Origin of the sequence: Metapseudomonas otitidis (assembly GCF_011397855.1) — a bacterium.
Lineage (GTDB): Bacteria > Pseudomonadota > Gammaproteobacteria > Pseudomonadales > Pseudomonadaceae > Metapseudomonas > Metapseudomonas otitidis.
The window spans coordinates 3542132-3563042 of the sequence record NZ_AP022642.1 but is presented as its reverse complement, the minus strand read 5'-3'; the positions used below and the strand labels follow the sequence as shown (position 1 = coordinate 3563042).

Genomic DNA, 20911 nt, shown 5'->3' with positions numbered 1-20911 from the left:
AGCCTATCCCACCTTTCGGCCATCCGGCTGTGCCTTATTACAAGGAGTTGGAACGTGGATTCCCGATTGCTCGACTTCCTCGAACGCGCCGACGCGGTGCTGGCCCGCCTCGAGCCGCTGCTGCCGGCGGAGCGCCCGGTCATCGACTGGGAACGTTGCCTGGCGGCGCGCTGGCACCGCGACGGGCGCAGCGGCTTCCTGCAGCCGCTGGAGGTGAGCCTGGACCTGGATCTCGACGACCTGATCGGCGTGGACCCGCAGCGGGACACCCTGGCGCGCAACACCCGCCAGTTCGTCGACGGCCTGCCGGCCAACCATGCCCTGTTGTGGGGCGCGCGGGGCACGGGCAAGTCTTCGCTGGTTCGGGCGCTGCTCGCCGCTCATGCCGGAGAAGGGCTGCGCCTGGTGGAGATCGAACGTGACCACCTGGCCGACCTGCCCCGTGTGGTGGAGCTGCTTGCCGGGCTGCCGCAACGCTTCGTGCTGTTCTGCGACGACCTCTCGTTCGAGGCGGGCGAGGGCGACTATCGGGTGCTCAAGAGCGTGCTCGATGGCTCCCTGGAGCGGGCGCCGGACAATGTGCTGCTCTATGCCACGTCCAACCGACGCCACCTGGTGCCGGAGAAGCAGAGCGACAACGAGAACTGGAAGATGGTGGACGGCGAACTCCACCCCAACGAAGCGGTGGAGGACAAGATCGCGCTGTCCGACCGCTTCGGCCTCTGGCTCTCCTTCTATCCCTTCACCCAGGAACACTTCCTGGCGGTGGTGCGCCACTGGATCAGCTCCCTGGCCGCGACCGCCGGGCTGGAGTGGACCTGGGATGAAAACCTGGAGAAGGAAGCCATCCGCTGGGCCCTCGGGCGCGGCAACCGTAACGGCCGTTGTGCCTATCAATTCGCCCGCCAATGGGTTGGCCGGGCGCTGCTGGAGACTGCTTGATGATCGATCTGAAAACCGCCGGTGCCGGCCTCGACGGCTACGCGCTACTGGCGGCGCAACTGGAATCCCTGCTGGCCGACGAGCGCGATTTCATCGCCAACGCCTCGCAGTTCGCGGCGTTCCTGTTCAATGAGCTGCCCGACCTGAACTGGGCCGGCTTCTACCTCAACAAGAACGAGCAACTGGTGCTCGGGCCGTTCCAGGGCAAGGTCGCCTGCGTACGGATTCCCTTCGACAAGGGCGTTTGCGGGGCGGCTGCCCGTACCCGCGCGACCCAGCGTGTGGAAGATGTGCATGCCTTCCCCGGCCATATCGCCTGCGACAGCGCCTCCAACAGCGAGCTGGTGGTTCCGCTGGTGAAGAACGGCGTGCTGATCGGGGTGCTGGATCTGGACAGCCCGAGCGTCGGGCGTTTCAGCGAGGCGGACCAGGCGGGCATCGAGAACCTGGCGTCGATCTTCCTGCGGTTGACCGACTGCTGAGGGAATATCCCGGCACCATGGCGGTGCCGGGATCGGTGGGGCTGGGATCAGGCCTTGCCGGAGAGCTTGTCGATCATGCGTTGCTCACCCGGCAGCACGGCCTGGACCGACTCCCGGGCACGGACGCGCTGGTAGTGGGCGGCCAGCGCCGGCCAGCGGCTGGCGTCGATGGTTTCACCGCCGTGTTCCATGTTGATCAACTGGCAGCACAGGGCCAGGTCCGCCATGGTCGGGCCTTCGCCAACGAAGTAGTCCGCGTTGCCCAGGGTTTTTTCCAGGTAGTCGAAGTGCGGCGGCAGCTTGTCCAGAAGCGCTGCTTTTATCGCTTCCTCGTCCGACGGTTTGCCCATGGTGGGCTTGAGTACCCGGTTGCGGAACACCGTGAAGGTGGTGAGCGGGGCGAGCTCGTAGTCGGCGTACTTCTCCAGCCAGCGGATGCGCGCGCGCTGCTGCGCATCGGTGCCATACAGCGGCATAAGCTCCGGATGTTTCTCTTCCAGGTACTGGCCGATCACGCTGGAGTCGGCGAGGGTGAAGTCGCCATCACGCAGCGCGGGAATGCGGCCCAGCGGGTTCAGTTCCCGGTACCAGGCCGGTTGGCCGAACGGGGTGATGATCTCCAGCTGGTAGTCCAGCGCCTTCTCCAGCAGGCACAGGCGAACCTTGCGCACGAAAGGGGACAGGGGCGCGCCGTACAGGGTGATGCTCATCGTTGTTGTCCTCGTCTGAGCAGGGCGGGGTGCGGATCAGTCGTAGATGTTCTTCTTCTTCCACATGTCCTCGTCGTCCAGCTGGTCGAGGCCGGCGGTGAGTTCGCTCGGCTCTTCGGGGGCAGGCTTCTTGTCGAGGGAGAGGGCATCGGCACGGGCCAGCTGCGCTTGCAGGGCCTGCAGCTGGGTCTTGTAGCGGGCCGGATCGGGCTGCTTCTGCAGGTACTGCACGCCGCGCTCGAAGGCCAGGCGGGCCTGGCGCGGCTGGCCGTCATGCAGGGCCTGGGCGCCGATATTGGTGAAGAACTCGATGTGCAGCTGCACCAGCATGCCGCGGATGTCGTTGACCCAGCGCTTGGCATCGGCCACCGGCAGGTAGCCGTCCTTCGCCGAGCGGGTGAGCTGGCCGTGCAGGGACTCCAGCTGGAAGCGCACTTCCTTGGCCTGGGCTTCGTTGAGCACCTTGATCGGCGCATTGCGAATCGGCATGCCTTCGCCCAGGTTCACCAGGCCGCGCAGCTCTTCTATCTGCACCTTCAGTTGTGCATTGCCTTTATCCAGGGGCAGGAGGCGTTCGCAGAACAGCAATTGCAGGCGGGTGAGGGTGAGCTTCAGCTCGGGCGTCATGAACTGGCCGGGCAGGGATTCGGACAGGTCGGCGCAGCGGCGCAAGCGGTCCTGGAGGTCGGCGCGCTGGCGGGCCTTCTCCAGCTTGCTGTTTTCCACCACATGGTTGGCATAGCCGATGACCAGCAGCAGAACGATGCCGGCTATTACCACCAGGGTGATCAGGAGTGGGGACATCTTCTTACAGCTCCCGTGGATTGAGCGTTTCGCCGGAGTGTAGTGGCTTGGCTTGTCCCCTCATAGCTCTGCGTCATGTTTTGGCCTGAAGTCTTTGATTTTGAAAAGTTTTTGATAGAGGGTTGACGGCTGTCGAATGGCTCCCTAGAATGCGCGCCACTTCGACGCGATGCCCGAAAGGCAAAGCGAAAGAAGCCGGAAGAAAGCGTCAAAGCTGTTGTAAGTTCCGGGCCGCGTCCCCTTCGTCTAGTGGCCTAGGACACCGCCCTTTCACGGCGGTAACAGGGGTTCGAGTCCCCTAGGGGACGCCAATTTTCGGTTGTATTGCGGGAATAGCTCAGTTGGTAGAGCACGACCTTGCCAAGGTCGGGGTCGCGAGTTCGAGTCTCGTTTCCCGCTCCAGTTTGTTCAGGCAGTGCTTGATAAAGCGTTGTTTGTCCCCTTCGTCTAGTGGCCTAGGACACCGCCCTTTCACGGCGGTAACAGGGGTTCGAGTCCCCTAGGGGACGCCAGTTTTACGGTTGCATGCGGGAATAGCTCAGTTGGTAGAGCACGACCTTGCCAAGGTCGGGGTCGCGAGTTCGAGTCTCGTTTCCCGCTCCAGTGTTCAAGCAGTGCTTGAAAAGCGTTGTTTGTCCCCTTCGTCTAGTGGCCTAGGACACCGCCCTTTCACGGCGGTAACAGGGGTTCGAGTCCCCTAGGGGACGCCAGTTTCACGGTTGCATGCGGGAATAGCTCAGTTGGTAGAGCACGACCTTGCCAAGGTCGGGGTCGCGAGTTCGAGTCTCGTTTCCCGCTCCAGATAAACAAGAACGCCGCTCATTGAGCGGCGTTTTTGTTCGTGCCGTGAAAAGTCCCTGCCTCTTCACCTGCCTTGCTGATTCCACCGACCGCCCCGAAGGGCGGCCAGTGGTCATCGTTCAGTGCTTGCTGGCGTCGTCGCCCAGGGCGAGCAGCTGTTTTTCCTGGTTCCAGTCGAACGGTTCGTTGTTCTCTTCCGCCTCGAAGCGGCGCTCGTCAAGGCGCTGGAACAGGGCGATCTCTTCATCCGGCATGAAATGCAGGCAGTCGCCGCCGAAGAACCACAGCAGGTCGCGCGGCACCAGATGGGCGATCTGCGGGTAGCGGTGGAAGACCTGGCTGATCAGGTCCTGGCCCAGGTACTGGCTGCCTTCCGGGTCGCGGGGCAGTTCGGTGATCAGCTCGTCGAAGCGCTCGACGAACAGGGCATGGTTCTCTTCGGGAACCTGCTCGGCCTCGCCCAGGGCGACCAGGATGCCGCGCAGGTGGTGGAGCAGGGCGAGGTGATGGTCGAGGTAGGGGTTGGACATGGCGGTACATCCTGGAACGAATCAATGAACGGGCGCGGAGTATAAGGCCCTCCGCGCCCGCTGTCCCGCCGGGGCTCAGCGCACCTTGCCTGCCGTTGGCAGCAGCTTCTCCTTGTCGAAGTCATCCACGTCGATCACCACACGCCGCGCGGCCTCGGCGGCGCGCAGGCGCTGGGCCGCCTCGGCGTCCAGCACGCCGGCAGCCAGGGCGGCGTCCACCGGGTGCTCGCCGGCCGTCGGCTTGACGCGTCCATCCTTCAACGCCTTGTGCAGCTCCCGCTGCAGCGGCTGGACGTCGGCGAGCGCGTCCACGGCGCGCTGCAGGGCCGCTACTGGATCGCCCTCGGCGGAAGGCCGGAAGCAGCCGACCAGCACGCTTTCCAGCGCCGGGTCGCCCCGGTCGCGACCGAGGATTTCGGCCACTTCGGCATCCAGCGCATCCGACGGACCCTTGTGGCGACGGCCAAGCGGGAACACCAGCACCTGCAACAGGCAGCCGAGGATGCGGCTGGGGAAGTTGGCGAGCAGGCCCGCCAGGGCATCCTCGGCCTTGCCCAGGGATTCCTCCAGGGACCAGCGCACCAGCGGTCGCAGGTGCTCCGGGTGGTCCAGGTCGTGGTAGCGCTTGAGCGCGGCAGAGGCCAGGTAGAGGTGGCTGAGCACATCACCCAGGCGGGCGGACAGGCGCTCGCGGCGCTTCAGCTCGCCCCCCAGCAGCATCATGCTCAGGTCGGCGAGCACGGCGAAGGCTGCGGCGAGCCGGTCGAGGCTGCGGAAATAGCCCTGGGCCAGGGCATCCCCCGGCGCAGGGCTGAGACGCCCTGCGCCCAGGCCCAGCAGCAGGGTGCTGGCGGCGTTGCTCACGGCGAAGCCGACATGGCGCAGCAGCAGGTCGTCGAACTCCTCCAGCGCACGCTCGCGGTCCTCGCGGGCGGCCAGGGCCATCTCCTTGAGCACGAACGGATGGCAGCGGATGGCGCCCTGGCCAAAGATCATCAGGTTGCGCGAGAGGATGTTGGCGCCTTCCACGGTGATGAAGATCGGCGCGCCCTGCCAGGAGCGGCCCAGGTAGTTGTTCGGGCCCATGATGATGCCCTTGCCGCCGTGCACGTCCATGGCGTGGCCGATGCACTCGCGGCCCCGTTCGGTCAGGTGGTACTTGAGGATGGCCGAGAGCACCGAGGGCTTCTCGCCCAGGTCCACCGCGTTGGCGGTGAGCATGCGCGCGGCGTCCATCAGCCAGGCGTTGCCGCCGATGCGGGCCATGGCTTCCTGGATGCCTTCGAAGGCCGACAGCGGCACGTTGAACTGCTCACGCACACGGGTGTACTGGCCGGTCACCAGGCTGGTGTACTTGGCGGCGCCGGTGCCCACTGCCGGCAGCGAGATGGAGCGGCCGACGGAGAGGCAGTTCATCAGCATCATCCAGCCCTTGCCGAGCATGGGCTGGCCGCCGATCAGGTAGTCCAGCGGGACGAACACGTCCTTGCCGGAGTTGGGGCCGTTCATGAAGGCAGCGCCCAGGGGCAGGTGGCGGCGGCCGATGTTCACCCCGGGGGTGTCGGTGGGGATCAGGGCCAGGCTGATGCCCAGGTCTTCCTCGTCGCCCAGCAGGTGGTCCGGGTCGTAGGCCTTGAAGGCCAGGCCGAGCAGGGTGGCGACCGGGCCGAGGGTGATGTAGCGCTTCTCCCAGGTCAGGCGCAGGCCGATCACTTCCTCGCCGTTCCACTGGCCCTTGCAGATGATGCCGGTGTCGGGCATTGCCCCGGCATCGGAGCCGGCCAGCGGGCCGGTGAGGGCGAAGCAGGGGATTTCCTCGCCGGTGGCCAGGCGCGGCAGGTAGTGCTGGCGCTGCTCGTCGGTGCCGTAGTGCAGCAGCAGTTCGGCGGGGCCGAGGGAATTGGGCACCATCACCGTGGAGGCGAGGTCGCCGCTGCGGGTGGCCAGCTTCATGGCGACCTGGGAGTGGGCATAGGCGGAGAAGCCCTTGCCGCCGTATTCCTTGGGAATGATCAGGCCGAAGAAGCCGTGGGCCTTGATGTGCGCCCAGGCTTCCGGGGGCAGGTCCATGCGCTGGCCGATGTCCCAGTCGCTGACCATGGCGCACAGCTCTTCAGTGGGGCCGTCGATGAAGGCCTGCTCCTCGGCGGTGAGCGCCGGGCGCGGGTAGTCGAGCAGCGTGTTCCAGTTCGGGCGACCGCTGAACAGCTCGCCATCCCACCACACGGTGCCGGCTTCGATGGCGTCGCGCTCGGTCTCCGACATGGGCGGCAGCACGCGCTGGAACCACGCGAACAGCGGGGCGGTGATCAGCTTGCGGCGCATGTCCGGCAGGGCCAGGGGCAGGGCCACCGCGAGCCAGAGAATCCAGAGGATCGCCAGCAGCCAGCCGGGCGAGTGGCTGAACACCCCCATGGCCAGCAGGTACAGGGCGACCGCTCCGAGGGCGGGCAGGGGAGCGGTGCGGCGGTGCGCCAGCCAGGCGACCCCCAGTACCAGAACGAGCAACCAGAGAAACACCATGCTTGATCCTCCTTGAGGACGACGCGGCCGCCGTCACGGGTCAGGGTGTCGCCAGGACGGCGACAGGGGCGTTCAGCTTGGCCGGATCGTCGTGCCGGCAGGGTGTCGCCTGCTTCTAGACTGGGGCCTGTCCCCACGGGAGCAACGCCATGCAGTCCAGCCTACGATCCGGTCGCTTCGTTGATAGTGACCACCCCCTGGTGGTTGAGTTCGCTTTGCGCAATCGCGGCGAAAGCCCGCACCCGCGTGACCAGGCGGTCAGCCTGTACCACGCCGTGCGCGACGGCATCCGCTACAACCCCTACACCTTCAGCCGTGACCCGGAGACGCTCAAGGCCAGCCATGCCTTGACGGCGGGGGCGTCCTACTGCGTGCCCAAGGCCATCCTCCTGGCCGCGTGTGCGCGGGTCTGCGGCATCCCGGCCCGCATCGGCCTGGCGGACGTGCGCAACCACCTGGCCACGCCGCGCCTGCTGCAACTGCTCCGAAGCGAAGTGTTCGCCATGCATGGCTACACCGAACTGCACCTGGACGGCCGCTGGGTGAAGGCGACGCCGGCGTTCAACCTGGCGCTGTGCCGGGTCTTCGGCGTGGAGCCGCTGGCGTTTGATGGGGTGCACGACAGCGTCTTCCACCCGTTCAACCGCCAGGGCGAGCGCTATATGGAGTACCTCGCCGACCACGGCCAGTTCGACGACCTGCCGGAGGCCCTGTTCTTCGGCCATCTGCAGCAGGTCTATCCGCACCTGTTCGAGCCGGGCGCCGCCTTCATGAGCGGCGATCTCCAGGCCGAGGCCGCGACACCCGGCGTGCTGGATGCCGAGCCCTGAAGGCCGCGCCACCTCGCTCAGGTCGATAAACGTTATCAATGCAAATGCCTGGTCACCTGCCCGGGCAATGCCTCTAGAATGTCGCCCTGCCAAATAGCTGGAGCCGCGACATGTTGAAGATCTGGGGCCGGAAGAACTCCTCCAACGTGAGAAAAGCCCTCTGGGCCGCCGAAGAGGTCGGTGTGGCCTACGAGTCCATCGACGCCGGGGGCGCGTTCGGCCTGGTCAACGAGCCGGCCTACCGGGCGATGAACCCCAACGGCCTGGTCCCGATGATCGAAGACGGCGACCTGGTGCTCTGGGAGTCCAACGCCGTCGTCCGCTACTTGGCCGCGCGCTACGCAGCCGGCACCCTCTACCCCGAAGACCCGGCCGTCCGCGCCGTTGGGGACAAGTGGATGGACTGGACCAGCACCACCCTGGCGCCGGTATTCCGCGACCTGTTCTGGGGCACGCTGCGTACCCCGCCGGGCGAGCGCGACCCCGCGCGCATCGCAGCGGCCCTGGCGCGTTGCAGCGAGCTGCTGGCCCTGCCCGAGCAGGCCCTGGCGAAACAGCCGTACCTCTCCGGCGAAACCCTGGCGATGGGCGACATCCCCCTGGGCTGCTTCATCTACGCCTGGTTCGAGATGCCCATCGAGCGGCCGCCGCAGCCCGCGCTGGCGGCCTGGTACGAGCGGCTCAAGGCGCGTCCGGCCTACCGCCGTGCGGTGATGACCCCACTGACCTGATGCTAGGCTCACCCCACCGAGCGCTGCGCCGGGCCTTGCCGCCTGGCGCAGCGTCTTTGCACATTCCTGACTGAAGGCACGTTCCCTCCATGACTTCCGCACTGTCCATCCGGCAGCTGACCAAGACCTATGGCAACGGCTTCCAGGCCCTCAAGGGCATCGACCTGGAAGTGGCCGAAGGCGATTTCTTCGCCCTGCTGGGCCCCAACGGGGCCGGCAAGTCCACCACCATCGGCATCCTCTCCACCCTGGTGAACAAGACCAGCGGCACGGTGAGCGTGTTCGGCAACGACCTGGACAAGAACCCCTACGCCCTCAAGCGCTGCCTGGGCGTGGTGCCCCAGGAGTTCAACTTCAACCAGTTCGAGAAGGTCTTCGACATCGTCGTGACCCAGGCCGGCTACTACGGCATCCCGGCGAAGATCGCCAAGGAGCGCGCCGAGCAGTACCTGACCCAGCTGGGCCTGTGGGAGAAGCGCAACGCCGCCTCGCGCGAACTGTCCGGCGGCATGAAGCGCCGCCTGATGATCGCCCGCGCCCTGGTGCACCAGCCGCGCCTGCTGATCCTCGACGAGCCCACCGCCGGCGTCGACATCGAGCTGCGCCGGTCCATGTGGAGCTTCCTCACCGACCTCAACGCCCAGGGCATCACCATCATCCTCACCACCCACTACCTGGAGGAGGCGGAGCAGCTCTGCCGCCACATCGGCATCATCGACCACGGCACCATCGTCGAGAACACCAGCATGAAGGCGCTGCTGAAGACGCTGCACGTCGAGACCTTCCTGCTCGACCTCAAGGACACCCTCGCCACGGCGCCGGCCCTGGTCGGCTACCCGGTGCGCCTGGTGGATGACCACACCCTGGAAGTGCAGGTGGAGAAGAGCCAGGGCATCACCGAGCTGTTCCGCCAGCTCTCCGCCGTCGGCATCGAGGTGCTGAGCCTGCGCAACAAGACCAACCGCCTGGAGGAGCTGTTCGTGTCCCTGGTCGAGAAGAACCTGTCGAAGGTGGCCATATGAGTTCGGAACTGCGCGCCAACCTGGTCGCCCTCAACACCATCGTCTATCGCGAAGTCCGCCGCTTCACCCGCATCTGGCCGCAGACCCTGCTGCCCCCGGGCATCACCATGGCGCTGTACTTCATCATCTTCGGCAACCTGATCGGCCGGCAGATCGGCGACATGGGCGGCTTCACTTACATGGAGTACATCGTGCCGGGGCTGATCATGATGTCGGTGATCACCAACTCCTACAGCAACGTGGTATCCAGCTTCTTCGGCAGCAAGTTCCAGCGCTCCATCGAGGAGCTGCTGGTCTCGCCGGTGTCGCCCCACACCATCCTCCTCGGCTACACCATCGGCGGCGTGCTGCGCGGCCTGGCGGTGGGGGTGATCGTCACCCTGCTGTCGCTGTTCTTCACCCACCTGCAGGTGCATCACCTGGGCGTCACCGTCATCGTGGTGTTGCTGACGGCGACCATCTTCTCCCTGGGCGGCTTCATCAACGCGGTGTACGCGCGCAACTTCGACGACATCTCCATCGTCCCGACCTTCGTGCTGACGCCGCTGACCTACCTGGGCGGGGTGTTCTACTCCATCAGCCTGCTGCCGGCGTTCTGGCAGAAGGTCTCGCTGATCAACCCGATCCTGCACATGGTCAACGCCTTCCGCTACGGCATCCTCGGCGTATCCGACATCAACATCGGCGTGGCCATCGCGCTGATGCTGCTGACCACCCTGGTGCTCTACATCGTCTGCGTGCGCCTGCTGGTGAGCGGACGCGGCATGCGCCAGTAAGGCATTGCTGATAGAGGCGAGGGCGCTCCAGCCCTAGGCGCGAGCGCTGCTCGCGAACGGTGGCTGGTGCTGGACGCCTGTGTCGTGGGAGCGAATTCATTCGCGAAAAAGGCCCCTTGCGGGGTATCGCGGTTGAACCGCTCCCACGCCGTCTGGCCCGCCTCCGAAATGCATCCCTCCCGATACAAACCGTCACAGACTGCCTGCATCTTTACGTGCCTCTGACAAAACTCCGCCGATACTCCCGGTAGACTTTTTCATTTTCGACAAAAACGACTCGAAAAGAGGCTGTAGATGATTGTTCGTCGCCGCACCTGGCCCCTGCTGCTGTTGGGGTTGCTCACCTGTCCAGCGTTCGCTGCCAACCCGCCACTGGTCGAAGTGGCCGAGCCCCAGCGTGCCCTGGTCCGGGACGAGCTGGTGACCTTCGGGTCCCTGCGCTCCGACGAATCGGTGACCCTGCGCCCCGAAGTGGACGGGCGCCTGGCCCGCCTGCATTTCCGCGAGGGGGAGGCGGTCAAGGCCGGCGACCTGCTGGTCAGCCTGGACGATGCCATCGCCCGTGCCGAGCTGGACCAGGCGCGGGCCAACCTCGACCTGGCGGAGAAGAGCTACCAGCGCGCCCAGATGCTCTACAAGCGCGGCGCCAGCAACGCCCAGGCCCAGGACGAGGCGCTGTCGCAACAGCAGGCCGCCCGCGCCAGCCTGGCGCTGGCCCAGGCCCGCCTCGATAAGACCCAGCTCCGCGCGCCCTACGATGGCGTGCTCGGCCTGCGCCAGGTCAGCCCCGGCGACTACCTCAGCGCCGGCCAGGACATCGTCAACCTCGAAGTGCTCGACCCGCTCAAGGTGGATTTCCGCATCCCGCAGAAGGCGGTGGCCCAGGTGCAACTGGGGCAGACCGTGGAGATCAGCGTGGACGCCTACCCGGGGGAGCGCTTCCAGGGGCGCATCGCCGCCCTCAACCCGCGCCTGGACGAGGTGGGGCGCAGCCAGGCGATCCGGGCCGAGATCGCCAATGCCGACCGGCGCCTCAAGCCGGGCCAGTTCGTGAAGGTCTCGGTGATCCTCGCCGAGCGCCCGGATGCGCTGCTGATTCCCGAGGAAGCGGTGATCCCGGTGGGGCGCCAGCTGTATGTCGCCGTGGTGGTGGACGGCAAGGTGGCGCGCCTGCCGGTGCGCATCGGCCAGCGCCAGCGCGGGCGTGCCGAGGTGGTGGAAGGCCTCGCCGGTGACGAGCAGGTGATCACCGCCGGTTGGCAGAAGGCCGCGCCGGGGCAGGAGGTCCGCACCGTCGCGCGGGGCGAGTCATGACCCTCTCCGACCTGTGCATCCGCCGGCCGGTGTTCGCCACCGTGCTGTCCCTGGTGGTGGTCCTGCTGGGGCTGATGGCCTACCAGCGGCTGACCGTGCGCGAGTACCCGAACATCGACGTGCCGGTGGTCACGGTCAACGTCATCTACCCCGGCGCCAGCCCTGAAATCATGGAGTCCCAGGTGGCGCAGCCCATCGAGGATGTGCTGTCGGGCATCCAGGGGCTGGACTTCGTGTCCTCCATCAGCCGCTCGGAAAACACCCAGATCACCGCGCAGTTCCGCCTCGGCAGCAACGCCAACGAGGCGGCCAACGACGTGCGCGACCGCCTCGGGCGGGTGCGCGGCCTGTTGCCGGACGAGATCGACGAGCCGGTGGTGCAGAAGGTCGAGGCCGATGCCCAGCCGGTGGTCTGGCTGGCCTTCTACAGCGACCAGCACAGCGCCATGGCGATCACCGACGTGCTGGAGCGGGTGGTGCAGGACCGCCTGCAGACCATCCCCGGCGTCTCCGAGGTGCAGATCCGCGGCGCGCGCACCTACGCCATGCGCATCTGGCTCGACCCGGAGAAGCTCGCCGCCCACGACCTCACCGTGCAGGACGTGGAGGCCGCCCTGCGCCGGCAGAACGTGGAGATCCCCGCCGGGCGCATCGAGTCGGTGCAGCGCGAATTCAGCGTGCTGGCGGAAACCGACCTGAAGACCCCCGAGCAGTTCAACGACCTGATCATCGACGACCGCCGCGGCTACCTGCTGCGCCTGTCCGACGTCGGCCATGCCGAGATCGGCGCGGCCGACGAGCGCTCCCTGGTGCGCTTCAACGGGCGCCAGGCGGTTTCACTGGGGCTGGTCAAGCAGGCCACTGCCAATCCGTTGGACATCTCCGACGGCCTCAACGCCGCCTTGCCCGACGTGCGCAGCCTACTGCCGGACGGCATGGAGATGGCCATCGCCAACGACAACTCGCTGTTCATCCGCGAATCCATCGCCAACGTCTACACCACCATCTGGGAGGCGGTGGTGCTGGTGGTGCTGATCATCTTCCTGTTCCTGCGCTCCCTGCGGGCGACGCTGATCCCGCTGGTGACCATCCCGGTGTCGCTGATCGGCGCCTTCGCCCTGATGGCGCTGATGGGCTTCTCCATCAACACCCTGACCCTGCTGGCCATGGTGCTGGCCATCGGCCTGGTGGTGGACGACGCCATCGTGGTGCTGGAGAACATCCACCGCCATATCGAGGCGGGCCTGTCACCGGTGCAGGCGGCGTTCAAGGGCAGCCGCGAGATCGCCTTCGCGGTGATTGCCATGACCCTGACCCTGGCGGCGGTCTACGCACCCATCGGCTTCATGCAGGGCACCTCGGGCAAGCTCTTCACCGAGTTCTCCTGGACCCTGGCCGGCGCGGTGCTGGTCTCCGGCTTCGTCGCCCTCACCCTGTCACCGATGATGTGTGCCCAACTGCTCAGGCCGCACCGGGCGGAGCCGCGTCATGGCCGCCTGTACAACCTGATCGAAGGCTTCCTCAACGGGCTGACCTACAGCTACCGGCACCTGCTGGAGCGGGTGCTGCGCGCCTGGGTGCTGATCGCGCTGTTCCTCGTCGGCGTGCTGCTGCTGTGCCTGTGGATGTTCAGCGGCCTGCGCAGCGAACTGGCGCCCACCGAAGACACCGGCACCATCGTCAGCACCCTCAACGGCCCGGATGGCGCCACCCTGCAGTACACCGCGCGCTATGCCCGGCAACTGGAGGAGGCCTACCGCAGCGTCCCCGAGGCCAACCGCTACATGGTGGTAGTGGGCTTCCCCACCGTGGCCCAGGGGCTTTCCTTCCTCAAGCTGGAGGACTGGAGCGCGCGCAGCCGCAGCCAGTTCGAGATCCGCGACGCCTTGCTGCCCAAGCTGCAGGACATCCCCGGTGTGCGGGCCTTCCCGGTGAACCGCCCGCCGCTGGGGCAGAGCGCGCGCAACCAGCCGGTGAACTTCGTCATCCGCTCGTCCCTGGAGTACGCCGAGCTGCAGCAGTACGTGGACCAGTTGCTGCAGCGGGTGCGCGACTACCCGGGGCTGGAAAGCATCGACACCGACCTCAAGCTCAACACCCCGCAACTCAAGGTCACGGTGAACCGCGAGCAGGCCACCGCCGTGGGCACCGACGTCGCCACCATCGGCCGCAGCCTGGAAAGCCTGTTCGGCAGCCGCCAGGTGACCCGCTTCAAGCAGAACGGCGAGCAGTACGACGTGCTGGTGCAACTGGCGGACGTCGACCGCAGCAACCCGGACGACCTCAACCGGGTCTACGTGCGCGGGCGCGACGGCAGCATGGTGCAGCTCTCCAACCTGATCGAGGTGGAGGAAACCGTCGCCCCCCGGGAGCTGAACCACTTCAACCAGCTGCGCGCGGTGACCCTCAGCGCCAACGTCGGCTCCGGCTACACCCTGGGCGAGGCGCTGGACTACCTGGAGACGGTGGCCCGCGAGGTGATGCCCGCCGAGACCCAGTTCGACTACACCGGCATCTCCCGTGACTTCAAGGCTTCCGGCGCGGGCGTGGCGCTGACCTTCGCGCTGGCGCTGGTGTTCATCTACCTGGTGCTGGCGGCGCAGTTCGAGAGCTTCGTCGATCCGCTGGTGATCCTCTTCAGCGTGCCGCTCTCCATGGCCGGCGCGCTGCTGGCGCTGGAGCTGTTCGGCGGCACCCTGAACATCTATTCCCAAGTGGGGATGGTCACCCTCATCGGGTTGATCACCAAGCACGGCATTCTCATCGTCGAGTTCGCCAACCAGCAGCTGCGCGAGGGTCGCGGTTTGGATGAGTCGGTCATGGAGGCGGCCGTGCAGCGGCTGCGGCCGATCCTGATGACCACCGGCGCCATGGTGCTGGGCTCCCTGCCGCTGGCCATCGCCACCGGCGCCGGGGCGGAGAGCCGCCGGCAGATCGGCATGGTCATCGTCGGGGGGCTGCTGGTGGGCACGTTCTTCACGCTGTTCGTGGTGCCCACGCTGTACCGCAAGCTGCGCCAGTGGCGGCCGATCCGGCCGCTGGCGGAGCGGGAGGCGGGGGAGGCGCTGGGGGCCTGATCAGGCCCGCACGCGCTCCTGCTGGGTGACCTGCTGGCAGATCTCGATGATCTGCTCGCGCATCCAGCGGTTGGCGGGATCCTGGTCGGTGCTTTCGTGCCAGTAGAGGTGGGTCTCCAGGGCGGGCACGTCGTTCACCGGCAGGTCGACGAAGTGCAGGTCGTGGCGGCGGGCGAAGCGCTCCGGCACGGTCATCGCCATGTCGGTGCTCTGCAGCACGGTGGAAGCCATCATGTAGTGCTGCGAACGCAGCGCGACCTTGCGCTGGATACCCATCTTGCCCAGGGCCAGGTCCACGTAGCCCAGGCCGTTGCGGCGGCTGGAGATGTGGATGTGCGACAGCGAGAGGTACTCGTCCAGGCTGATGCGCTCCTTGGCCAGCGGGTGGCCACGGCGCATGGCGCACACGTAGCGGTCGTCCATCAGCTTCACGTGGCGCACCTGCGGGTCGGTGTTCAGCGGCGCGTCGACGGCGAAGTCCAGGCGCCCGGCGGCCAGCTCCTTGGTGGTCTCGCGGCGCTTGGCGAGGAAGCTTTCCACCTGCACCTGGGGCGCCAGGCGGCGCAGGCGCTGGAACAGCAGCGGCAGGATCACCGCCTCGCTGAGGTCGGTCATGCTGATGCGGTAGGTCTTGTTGGCCTGCAGCGGGTTGAAGGTGCGGCTTTCCTGTACCGAGACCCGAAGCAGCTGCAGGGCGTTGCGCACCGGGCCGATGATGTTCTGCGCCATCGGCGTGGGCACCATGCCCTGGGCGGTGCGGACGAACAGCGGATCGTTGAAGGTCTCGCGCAGGCGGGCGAGGGCGTTGGACACGGCAGGCTGGGTGATGCCGACGATCTGCCCGGCACGGGTCAGGTTGGCCTCGGTGTAGATGGCGTCGAAGACGATGAACAGATTCAGGTCCACCTTGTTGAGGTTCATGCCGCACGTGCTCCTTGGATTGTTCTTGTCGAGGGATGCACCATATCGCTTATGAATGTTCATGCATATCGATAATAGGCTGGGTAAATCTTAATCCCTGTTCTAGCATTCTTGCCAGACCCTTCCGGTCATTCCTCACCCTCCTCAGAAGGTACGCCGCATGGATTTCGCCTATTCGCCCAAGGTCCAGGAACTGCGTGAGCGCGTCACCGCGTTCATGGACACCTACGTCTATCCCGCCGAGCCGGTGTTCGAGAAGCAGGTCGCCGAAGGGGACCGCTGGCAGCCCACCGCGATCATGGAAGAGCTCAAGGCCAAGGCGAAGGCCGAAGGCCTGTGGAACCTGTTCCTGCCCGAGTCCGAATACGGTGCCGGCCTGACCAACATGGAATACGCGCCCCTGGCCGAGATCATGGGCCGCTCGCTGCTGGGCCCGGAGCCGTTCAACTGCTCCGCGCCGGACACCGGCAACATGGAAGTGCTGGTGCGCTACGGCAACGAAGCGCAGAAGAAGCAGTGGCTGGAGCCGCTGCTGCGTGGCGAGATCCGCTCCGCCTTCGCCATGACCGAGCCGGGCGTGGCCTCGTCCGATGCCACCAACATGGAAGCCCGCGCCGAGCGCCAGGGTGACGAGTGGGTCATCAACGGCCGCAAGTGGTGGACCTCCGGCGCCTGCGACCCGCGCTGCAAGGTGATGATCTTCATGGGCCTGAGCAACCCGGATGCGCCGCGCCACCAGCAGCACTCCATGATCCTCGTGCCCACCGATGCCCCCGGCGTGAAGATCCTCCGCCCGCTGCCGGTGTTCGGGTATGACGACGCCCCCCACGGCCACGCCGAGGTGCTGTTCGAGAACGTCCGCGTGCCCTACGAGAACGTGCTGCTGGGCGAAGGCCGTGGCTTCGAGATCGCCCAGGGTCGCCTCGGCCCAGGCCGCATCCACCACTGCATGCGCTCTATCGGCATGGCCGAACGCGCTCTTGAGCTGATGTGCAAGCGCGCCGTCAGCCGCACCGCCTTCGGCAAGCCCCTGGCCCGCCTGGGCGGCAACATCGACAAGATCGCCGACTCGCGGATGGAGATCGACATGGCCCGGCTGCTGACCCTGAAGGCGGCCTACATGATGGACACCGCCGGCAACAAGGTGGCCAAGAGTGAGATCGCCCAGATCAAGGTCGTGGCGCCCAACGTCGCCCTGCGGGTGATCGACCGCGCCATCCAGATCCACGGCGGCGCCGGCGTCTCCAACGACTTCCCGCTGGCCTACATGTACGCCATGCAGCGCACCCTGCGCCTGGCCGACGGCCCGGACGAAGTGCACCGTGCCGCCATCGGCAAGTACGAGATCGGCAAGTACGTACCGCGCGAGATGATGCGCAGCGGCCACTGATCGCCCGCGCAGCAACAGCGAGGCCCGCACGGGAAACCGTGCGGGCCTCGCGCGCTTCAGGGGGCAGCTGGCCTCAGCGGCGCGCGGCCAACAGGTGGCCCATGGCCTGGCGCAGGTAGTCCAGCAGCGCATCGCTGGCCCAGGAGCCCTGGCGCAGTTCCGGCTCGCGCACCAGCGCCTCGCGGATCTTCTGCTGGGTCACCGGGTCGTCACCGGCATAGGAGCGGAACAGCTCCAGCCAGCGGCGGGCGAGGGCCAGGGTGGCCGGATCGGACGGCGGGGCGCCGGATTCCATCTGCTGGTGCACCTCGGCGATCAGCGGCGGCCACTCGTGCATGCGCGTGCCGTAGTGGGCCTTGAGGAAGGCGAATTCCTCGGGCGTCAGGTAGCGCTGGTAGATCGCCAGCTTGGTCTCGCTGAAGGCCTGGACCACGTAGGCCATGGTCTCCGGCGTGATTCCGGTCTGCGCACGCAGCGCCGGCTCCGCCTCGTGCATGCCGTTGAGCTTGGCGAACAGCACCGGATTGCCGCCGGTGTCGTCCTCCAGCATGCGCATCCAGGTTCGTGAGAGGGCCTGCGCCGCCTCGGCCTGGGGCGGCACGCCGGCCGCCATCAGCGCCTTCACCTGGCCGACCAGGTCGGCCCATTCGCGCTGGCGCTGTTCGTCGGCGTGCAGGCGCAGCCCCTGCAGTTCCTCGGGGGTGAAATAGGTGTCGTACATGTTCATCAGCTCCAGGGTCGTCAGCCATTCGGCGAGCTCCGGTTCCTCGCCGCTGCGCAGTTGCTGGCCGAGGCTGGCCAGGCGCTCGCGCAGTCGCTGCCGGTGAGCGATCTCCCGGTCGAGCTGGTGGATCTGCTGCTCGATCAGCGGAGGCAGCGCCACGGGCGGGCCGTCCAGCCAGTCGCCGATGGCCGCCAGGGACAGGCCCAGCTTGCGCAGGACCTGGATTCGGTGGAGGCGGGCGATGTCGGTGCGGTCGTAGAGGCGGTAACCGGAGTCCGAGCGCGCGGAGGGCCGCAGCAGGCCGATCTGGTCGTAGTGGTGCAGGGTGCGCACGGTCAGGCCGCAGCGCCTGGCCAGTTCACCGACTTTCAAGGGCATGTCCTGGGTCTCCTCGCGTGCCGGCTGGCATCTTCGGGCCTGACGTGGCGTGAGGGTCAACGGGGTGGGTCAATCCTGGTGGGGCTGGGAGGGTTCCGAGGGGTTGCTGGCGGCCTCGCGCTGTGCGCGCAGCCATTCCAGGCGCTGGTGCAGCTGGGCGGCGAAGGTGCGGGCGGCCAGTTCTTCGTGGAAGCTCACCGCCCGCGCGCCCATGCGCACCTGCCAGATCACCCGACCCCGTTGTTCGAGTACATCGATCCGCACGTCCTTCATCGCTGCCCGCGCTCCTCCTGATGGACCGGCTGCGGCTTGCGCGTGCGGATCAGCGAGATCAGCACGCCACCGGCCAGCAGGCCACAGGTTACGCCAAGGGAAACCAGGGCGGGAATCTTGCCGATGAAGCTCTGCAGGAAAATCTTGCCGCCGATGAAGATCAGCACCAGGGCCAGGGCGTACTTGAGGTAGACGAAGCGGTGGATGAGTGCTGCCAGGGCGAAGTACAGCGAGCGCAGGCCGAGGATGGCGAAGATGTTGGAGGTGTAGACGATGAACGGGTCCTGGGTGATGGCGAAGATCGCCGGGACGCTGTCCACCGCGAACACCAGGTCGGCCAGCTCGATCAGCACCAGGGTCAGGAACAGCGGCGTGGCATGCAGCAGGGTGCCGCCACTGGCGGTGGGCAGCCGGACGAAGAAGCGCTTGCCGTGCAGGCCCTCGGTCAGGCGCAGGTGCCCCCGCAGGAAACGCAGCACCGGGTTGCGCGACAGGTCGCGTTCGCCCTGGTCGCGGCTGAACAGCATCTTCACGCCGGTGAGCAGCAGGAAGCCGCCGAACAGGTAGAGCATCCAGTCGAAGCGCTGCACCAGCGCCGCGCCGACACCGATCATCAGCGCCCGCAGCACGATCACCCCGAGAATCCCCCAGAACAGCACGCGGTGCTGGTAGAGCCGGGGCACGGCGAAGAAGCCGAAGATCATCGCCATGACGAACACGTTGTCCATCGACAGCGACTGTTCCACCAGGAAGCCGGTGTAGAACTCCAGCGCCTGCTGCGCCCCCAGCTCCCACCAGACCCAGCCGCCGAAGGCCACCCCGGCGGTGAAGTAGCCGCTGTAGAGCAGCAGGCTTTCGCGCACGCCGATCTCACGTTCGTGGCGATGCAGCACACCCAGGTCGAACGCCAGCAGCGCCACCACGACCAGCAGGAAGCTCAGCCACAGCCAGGTGGCGGTGCCGAGGAAGTCGGCGAACAGGAATGCGTGCAGGGCCTCCATCGGTACTCCTTGTCCCGGGCAATCGACGCACAGCGCGTGGTGCACTGTGCACGGATAACTATGGACCCGGGCAAGGGGCGGAGGTGCGGTAAAACAGCGCGTCAGTAGACCCAGACTTCGACGCGACGGTTGCGGATGCGGCCTTCGTCGCTGTCTGCCGCCACCGGCAGTTCGTCACCAAGGCCGACGATGTCCCGGAAGCTCACGCCGCCCTTGGCCAGCTCGCGGCGCACCGCCATGGCGCGCAGCTTGGAGAGCAGGGCTGCGCGGCTCGGGTCCGGCTTGGCGTCGCCGAAGCCCACCAGCACCACCTGGTTGGCCAGCTTGCCGCTGTCCTTCAGGTAGGCCAGCACCCGCTCCACGTCACGCAGTGCCTTGTTGTCGAGGTTGGCGCTGCCCTCCTGGAAGCGGAAGTTCACCGACAGGCGCTGCGCCTCCCCGGCCAGTTGGCGATAGGCCTCGGGCATGCCGGACTGGGGCGTCACCTTCACCGCCTGCACGGTCTGCGCGACGAACCCGGTCTGGGCGACGAGGGCCTGGCCGCGCGGGCCCTGGGCGAAGCGCACCAGCGCCTGTGCCCAGGCGTTCTTCTCGCCGGGCTTCACATAGAAGAACAGCCGGCGGGAGAGGGGGTAGTCCTCGGTGGCGATCAGGGTGGTGGACGGTGCCATGGCCTGGGAGTCGCCGTCGGCGATCGCCAGGGTGTGCGCCTTGCCCACCGACGCCAGCCCGACGAAGCCGATGCCCTGCGGGTCGGCGGCCACCGCCTCGGCCAGGCGGTCATTGGATTCGAAGCGGTTGGCGCCGGCGGCCAGGGCCTTGCCGTGGCTGGCCAGCACCAGTTCCTTGAAGGTGTCGAAGGTGCCGGACTTGTCGTCGCGGGCGTAGAGGTGGATCGCGCCGCCCTTGCCGCCGAGCTCTTCCCAGGTCTTCACCTCGCCGGCGAAGACGCGGGCCAACTGGGTGGTGTCCAGCTTCGCCAGCGGATTGGACGGGTGCAGGATGATCGCCAGGCCGTCGATGGCGATGACGTTCTCGCTGTACTGGCTGCGTAGGTCGCCGAAGGTCTTCAGGTCTGCCGCTTCGGCGTCCTTGATCGGGCGGGAGGAGGCGGCCAGGTCGGCGCTGCCATCCTTGAGGGCGACGAAGCCGGTGCCCGAACCGTGGGCGGCCACGTTGATCCGCACCTCGCGCCCGCTCGGGGCGCGGCCGATCAGTTGCACTTCGTTCTCCTGGCTGCCGGCTTCCTGGCGGATGTTGCCCAGGCCTTCTTCCTCCATCAGGCCGCGCACCAGGGCCGGCCCCAGCTTGGCGCCAATGGTGTTGGAGCCCTGGATGCGCAGCGCCGGGGAGCGGTCGGCCGGGATGGGCAGGGCGGCGAACACCGACCAGGGCAGGGCGTAGCAGACGAAGCCGAGCAGCAACAGGCTGAGGGTACGGCTCCAGATTTCTCGTTCGGTGACGTCGCGCGTCATGCAGCGGTGCCTTCTATTGGGCGGGAGGAGCCGCGAGATTAAGTCAGCGAGGTGACGGTGATGTGACAGAGCGGCTCTGGCGTGGGCCTCTTCGAAGGCCTAGGACGTTTCGCCCGGCCCACCCGTCCGGCGCCTACCCCGGGTGCAGGTTCCCCCGGCATACGGGCCCCGGGGGCGCCGGTATGGTGCGCGTTTCGTTCGCCCAGG

At 66.9% G+C, this 20911-nt stretch carries 18 protein-coding genes and 6 tRNA genes; 15 read left to right on the top strand and 9 right to left on the bottom strand.

Annotation, left to right across the window (positions count from 1 at the left end):
• The first annotated feature begins 54 nt into the window (after positions 1-54).
• Together PotMrB4_RS16160 and PotMrB4_RS16155 are read left to right on the top strand one after the other, a co-directional pair.
• Positions 55-942 (top strand): ATP-binding protein, encoded by an 888-nt coding sequence (locus PotMrB4_RS16160; RefSeq protein WP_044399705.1) that lies wholly within the window; start codon positions 55-57, stop codon positions 940-942.
• On the top strand, positions 942-1424 hold the full coding sequence (locus PotMrB4_RS16155) for a GAF domain-containing protein (RefSeq protein WP_074973904.1): 483 nt from the start codon (positions 942-944) through the stop codon (positions 1422-1424). Before PotMrB4_RS16160 ends, PotMrB4_RS16155 begins: the two co-directional genes overlap by 1 nt.
• Positions 1425-1471: 47 nt before the next feature.
• Here the strand turns inward: PotMrB4_RS16155 and PotMrB4_RS16150 are convergent, their stop codons facing one another.
• Positions 1472-2134, bottom strand: coding sequence for a glutathione S-transferase family protein (locus PotMrB4_RS16150; protein ID WP_172433911.1), 663 nt, complete (start codon positions 2132-2134; stop codon positions 1472-1474).
• 36 nt (positions 2135-2170) lie between these two features.
• Positions 2171-2938, bottom strand: a complete 768-nt coding sequence (locus PotMrB4_RS16145) for a hypothetical protein (protein ID WP_044399696.1) — start codon at positions 2936-2938, stop codon at positions 2171-2173.
• Positions 2939-3173: 235 nt separating this feature from the next.
• Here PotMrB4_RS16145 and PotMrB4_RS16140 point away from each other — a divergent pair.
• The 6 genes from PotMrB4_RS16140 (at position 3174) to PotMrB4_RS16115 (ending at position 3739) form a co-directional block, all read left to right on the top strand.
• Positions 3174-3249: transfer RNA gene (locus PotMrB4_RS16140), tRNA-Glu, on the top strand.
• Positions 3250-3264: 15 nt separating this feature from the next.
• Positions 3265-3340: transfer RNA gene (locus tag PotMrB4_RS16135), tRNA-Gly, on the top strand.
• 34 nt (positions 3341-3374) lie between these two features.
• Positions 3375-3450, top strand: a tRNA-Glu gene (locus tag PotMrB4_RS16130).
• Between the two features lie 15 nt (positions 3451-3465).
• Positions 3466-3541, top strand: a tRNA-Gly gene (locus PotMrB4_RS16125).
• A gap of 31 nt (positions 3542-3572) precedes the next feature.
• Positions 3573-3648, top strand: a tRNA-Glu gene (locus PotMrB4_RS16120).
• A 15-nt stretch (positions 3649-3663) separates the two neighbouring features.
• A tRNA-Gly gene (locus PotMrB4_RS16115) sits at positions 3664-3739 on the top strand.
• 119 nt (positions 3740-3858) lie between these two features.
• On the opposite strand, the gene PotMrB4_RS16110 is transcribed toward PotMrB4_RS16115, so the two are convergent.
• Both PotMrB4_RS16110 and PotMrB4_RS16105 read right to left on the bottom strand, forming a co-directional pair.
• The gene (locus PotMrB4_RS16110; protein ID WP_172433910.1) at positions 3859-4269 is read right to left on the bottom strand and encodes a PA2817 family protein; all 411 of its coding nucleotides are present in this window, start codon (positions 4267-4269) and stop codon (positions 3859-3861) included.
• 75 nt (positions 4270-4344) lie between these two features.
• Positions 4345-6792, bottom strand: coding sequence for an acyl-CoA dehydrogenase (locus PotMrB4_RS16105; protein ID WP_172433909.1), 2448 nt, complete (start codon positions 6790-6792; stop codon positions 4345-4347).
• 149 nt (positions 6793-6941) lie between these two features.
• Between PotMrB4_RS16105 and PotMrB4_RS16100 the strand changes: the two genes are divergently transcribed.
• From PotMrB4_RS16100 to PotMrB4_RS16075, 6 genes are all read left to right on the top strand, one after another.
• On the top strand, positions 6942-7622 hold the full coding sequence (locus PotMrB4_RS16100; protein WP_172433908.1) for a transglutaminase-like domain-containing protein: 681 nt from the start codon (positions 6942-6944) through the stop codon (positions 7620-7622).
• Positions 7623-7732: 110 nt separating this feature from the next.
• Positions 7733-8353 (top strand): glutathione S-transferase family protein, encoded by a 621-nt coding sequence (locus tag PotMrB4_RS16095; RefSeq protein WP_172433907.1) that lies wholly within the window; start codon positions 7733-7735, stop codon positions 8351-8353.
• A gap of 89 nt (positions 8354-8442) precedes the next feature.
• The gene (locus tag PotMrB4_RS16090; protein WP_044399683.1) at positions 8443-9375 is read left to right on the top strand and encodes an ABC transporter ATP-binding protein; all 933 of its coding nucleotides are present in this window, start codon (positions 8443-8445) and stop codon (positions 9373-9375) included.
• Positions 9372-10151, top strand: a complete 780-nt coding sequence (locus tag PotMrB4_RS16085; RefSeq protein WP_044399681.1) for an ABC transporter permease — start codon at positions 9372-9374, stop codon at positions 10149-10151. The genes PotMrB4_RS16090 and PotMrB4_RS16085 overlap by 4 nt, the downstream gene beginning before the upstream one ends.
• 294 nt (positions 10152-10445) lie before the next feature.
• A complete protein-coding gene (locus tag PotMrB4_RS16080; protein ID WP_172433906.1) occupies positions 10446-11465 on the top strand; it encodes an efflux RND transporter periplasmic adaptor subunit in 1020 nt (339 codons plus the stop codon).
• A complete protein-coding gene (locus tag PotMrB4_RS16075; RefSeq protein WP_172433905.1) occupies positions 11462-14542 on the top strand; it encodes an efflux RND transporter permease subunit in 3081 nt (1026 codons plus the stop codon). Before PotMrB4_RS16080 ends, PotMrB4_RS16075 begins: the two co-directional genes overlap by 4 nt.
• Here the strand turns inward: PotMrB4_RS16075 and PotMrB4_RS16070 are convergent, their stop codons facing one another.
• On the bottom strand, positions 14543-15463 hold the full coding sequence (locus PotMrB4_RS16070) for a LysR family transcriptional regulator (RefSeq protein WP_044399673.1): 921 nt from the start codon (positions 15461-15463) through the stop codon (positions 14543-14545).
• A 160-nt stretch (positions 15464-15623) separates the two neighbouring features.
• On the opposite strand from PotMrB4_RS16070, the gene PotMrB4_RS16065 reads away from it, so the two are divergent.
• Positions 15624-16853, top strand: coding sequence for an acyl-CoA dehydrogenase (locus PotMrB4_RS16065; RefSeq protein ID WP_044399671.1), 1230 nt, complete (start codon positions 15624-15626; stop codon positions 16851-16853).
• 73 nt (positions 16854-16926) lie between these two features.
• On the opposite strand, the gene PotMrB4_RS16060 is transcribed toward PotMrB4_RS16065, so the two are convergent.
• From PotMrB4_RS16060 to PotMrB4_RS16045, 4 genes are all read right to left on the bottom strand, one after another.
• Positions 16927-17955: a MerR family transcriptional regulator gene (locus PotMrB4_RS16060; RefSeq protein ID WP_172433904.1), complete on the bottom strand. Its 1029-nt coding sequence runs from the start codon at positions 17953-17955 to the stop codon at positions 16927-16929.
• A gap of 69 nt (positions 17956-18024) precedes the next feature.
• Complete coding sequence (locus PotMrB4_RS16055; RefSeq protein WP_172433903.1) at positions 18025-18228, bottom strand: hypothetical protein; 204 nt, start codon at positions 18226-18228, stop codon at positions 18025-18027.
• Positions 18225-19229, bottom strand: a complete 1005-nt coding sequence (locus tag PotMrB4_RS16050) for a TerC family protein (RefSeq protein WP_172433902.1) — start codon at positions 19227-19229, stop codon at positions 18225-18227. Before PotMrB4_RS16050 ends, PotMrB4_RS16055 begins: the two co-directional genes overlap by 4 nt.
• 101 nt (positions 19230-19330) lie before the next feature.
• The gene (locus PotMrB4_RS16045; RefSeq protein WP_172433901.1) at positions 19331-20704 is read right to left on the bottom strand and encodes a substrate-binding domain-containing protein; all 1374 of its coding nucleotides are present in this window, start codon (positions 20702-20704) and stop codon (positions 19331-19333) included.
• Positions 20705-20911 lie beyond the last annotated feature (207 nt).

Excerpts from the sequence above, each read along its gene's own strand:
- PotMrB4_RS16050 (WP_172433902.1), bottom strand. The coding sequence starts at position 19,229 with ATGGAGGCCCTGCACGCATTCCTGTTCGCCGACTTCCTCGGCACCGCC.
- PotMrB4_RS16100 (WP_172433908.1), top strand. The coding sequence starts at position 6,942 with ATGCAGTCCAGCCTACGATCCGGTCGCTTCGTTGATAGTGACCACCCC.
- PotMrB4_RS16070 (WP_044399673.1), bottom strand. The coding sequence starts at position 15,463 with ATGAACCTCAACAAGGTGGACCTGAATCTGTTCATCGTCTTCGACGCC.
- PotMrB4_RS16095 (WP_172433907.1), top strand. The coding sequence starts at position 7,733 with ATGTTGAAGATCTGGGGCCGGAAGAACTCCTCCAACGTGAGAAAAGCC.
- PotMrB4_RS16105 (WP_172433909.1), bottom strand. The coding sequence starts at position 6,792 with ATGGTGTTTCTCTGGTTGCTCGTTCTGGTACTGGGGGTCGCCTGGCTG.
- PotMrB4_RS16065 (WP_044399671.1), top strand. The coding sequence starts at position 15,624 with ATGGATTTCGCCTATTCGCCCAAGGTCCAGGAACTGCGTGAGCGCGTC.
- PotMrB4_RS16045 (WP_172433901.1), bottom strand. The coding sequence starts at position 20,704 with ATGACGCGCGACGTCACCGAACGAGAAATCTGGAGCCGTACCCTCAGC.
- PotMrB4_RS16150 (WP_172433911.1), bottom strand. The coding sequence starts at position 2,134 with ATGAGCATCACCCTGTACGGCGCGCCCCTGTCCCCTTTCGTGCGCAAG.
- PotMrB4_RS16060 (WP_172433904.1), bottom strand. The coding sequence starts at position 17,955 with ATGCCCTTGAAAGTCGGTGAACTGGCCAGGCGCTGCGGCCTGACCGTG.
- PotMrB4_RS16110 (WP_172433910.1), bottom strand. The coding sequence starts at position 4,269 with ATGTCCAACCCCTACCTCGACCATCACCTCGCCCTGCTCCACCACCTG.
- PotMrB4_RS16155 (WP_074973904.1), top strand. The coding sequence starts at position 942 with ATGATCGATCTGAAAACCGCCGGTGCCGGCCTCGACGGCTACGCGCTA.
- PotMrB4_RS16145 (WP_044399696.1), bottom strand. The coding sequence starts at position 2,938 with ATGTCCCCACTCCTGATCACCCTGGTGGTAATAGCCGGCATCGTTCTG.
- PotMrB4_RS16080 (WP_172433906.1), top strand. The coding sequence starts at position 10,446 with ATGATTGTTCGTCGCCGCACCTGGCCCCTGCTGCTGTTGGGGTTGCTC.
- PotMrB4_RS16075 (WP_172433905.1), top strand. The coding sequence starts at position 11,462 with ATGACCCTCTCCGACCTGTGCATCCGCCGGCCGGTGTTCGCCACCGTG.
- PotMrB4_RS16085 (WP_044399681.1), top strand. The coding sequence starts at position 9,372 with ATGAGTTCGGAACTGCGCGCCAACCTGGTCGCCCTCAACACCATCGTC.
- PotMrB4_RS16055 (WP_172433903.1), bottom strand. The coding sequence starts at position 18,228 with ATGAAGGACGTGCGGATCGATGTACTCGAACAACGGGGTCGGGTGATC.
- PotMrB4_RS16090 (WP_044399683.1), top strand. The coding sequence starts at position 8,443 with ATGACTTCCGCACTGTCCATCCGGCAGCTGACCAAGACCTATGGCAAC.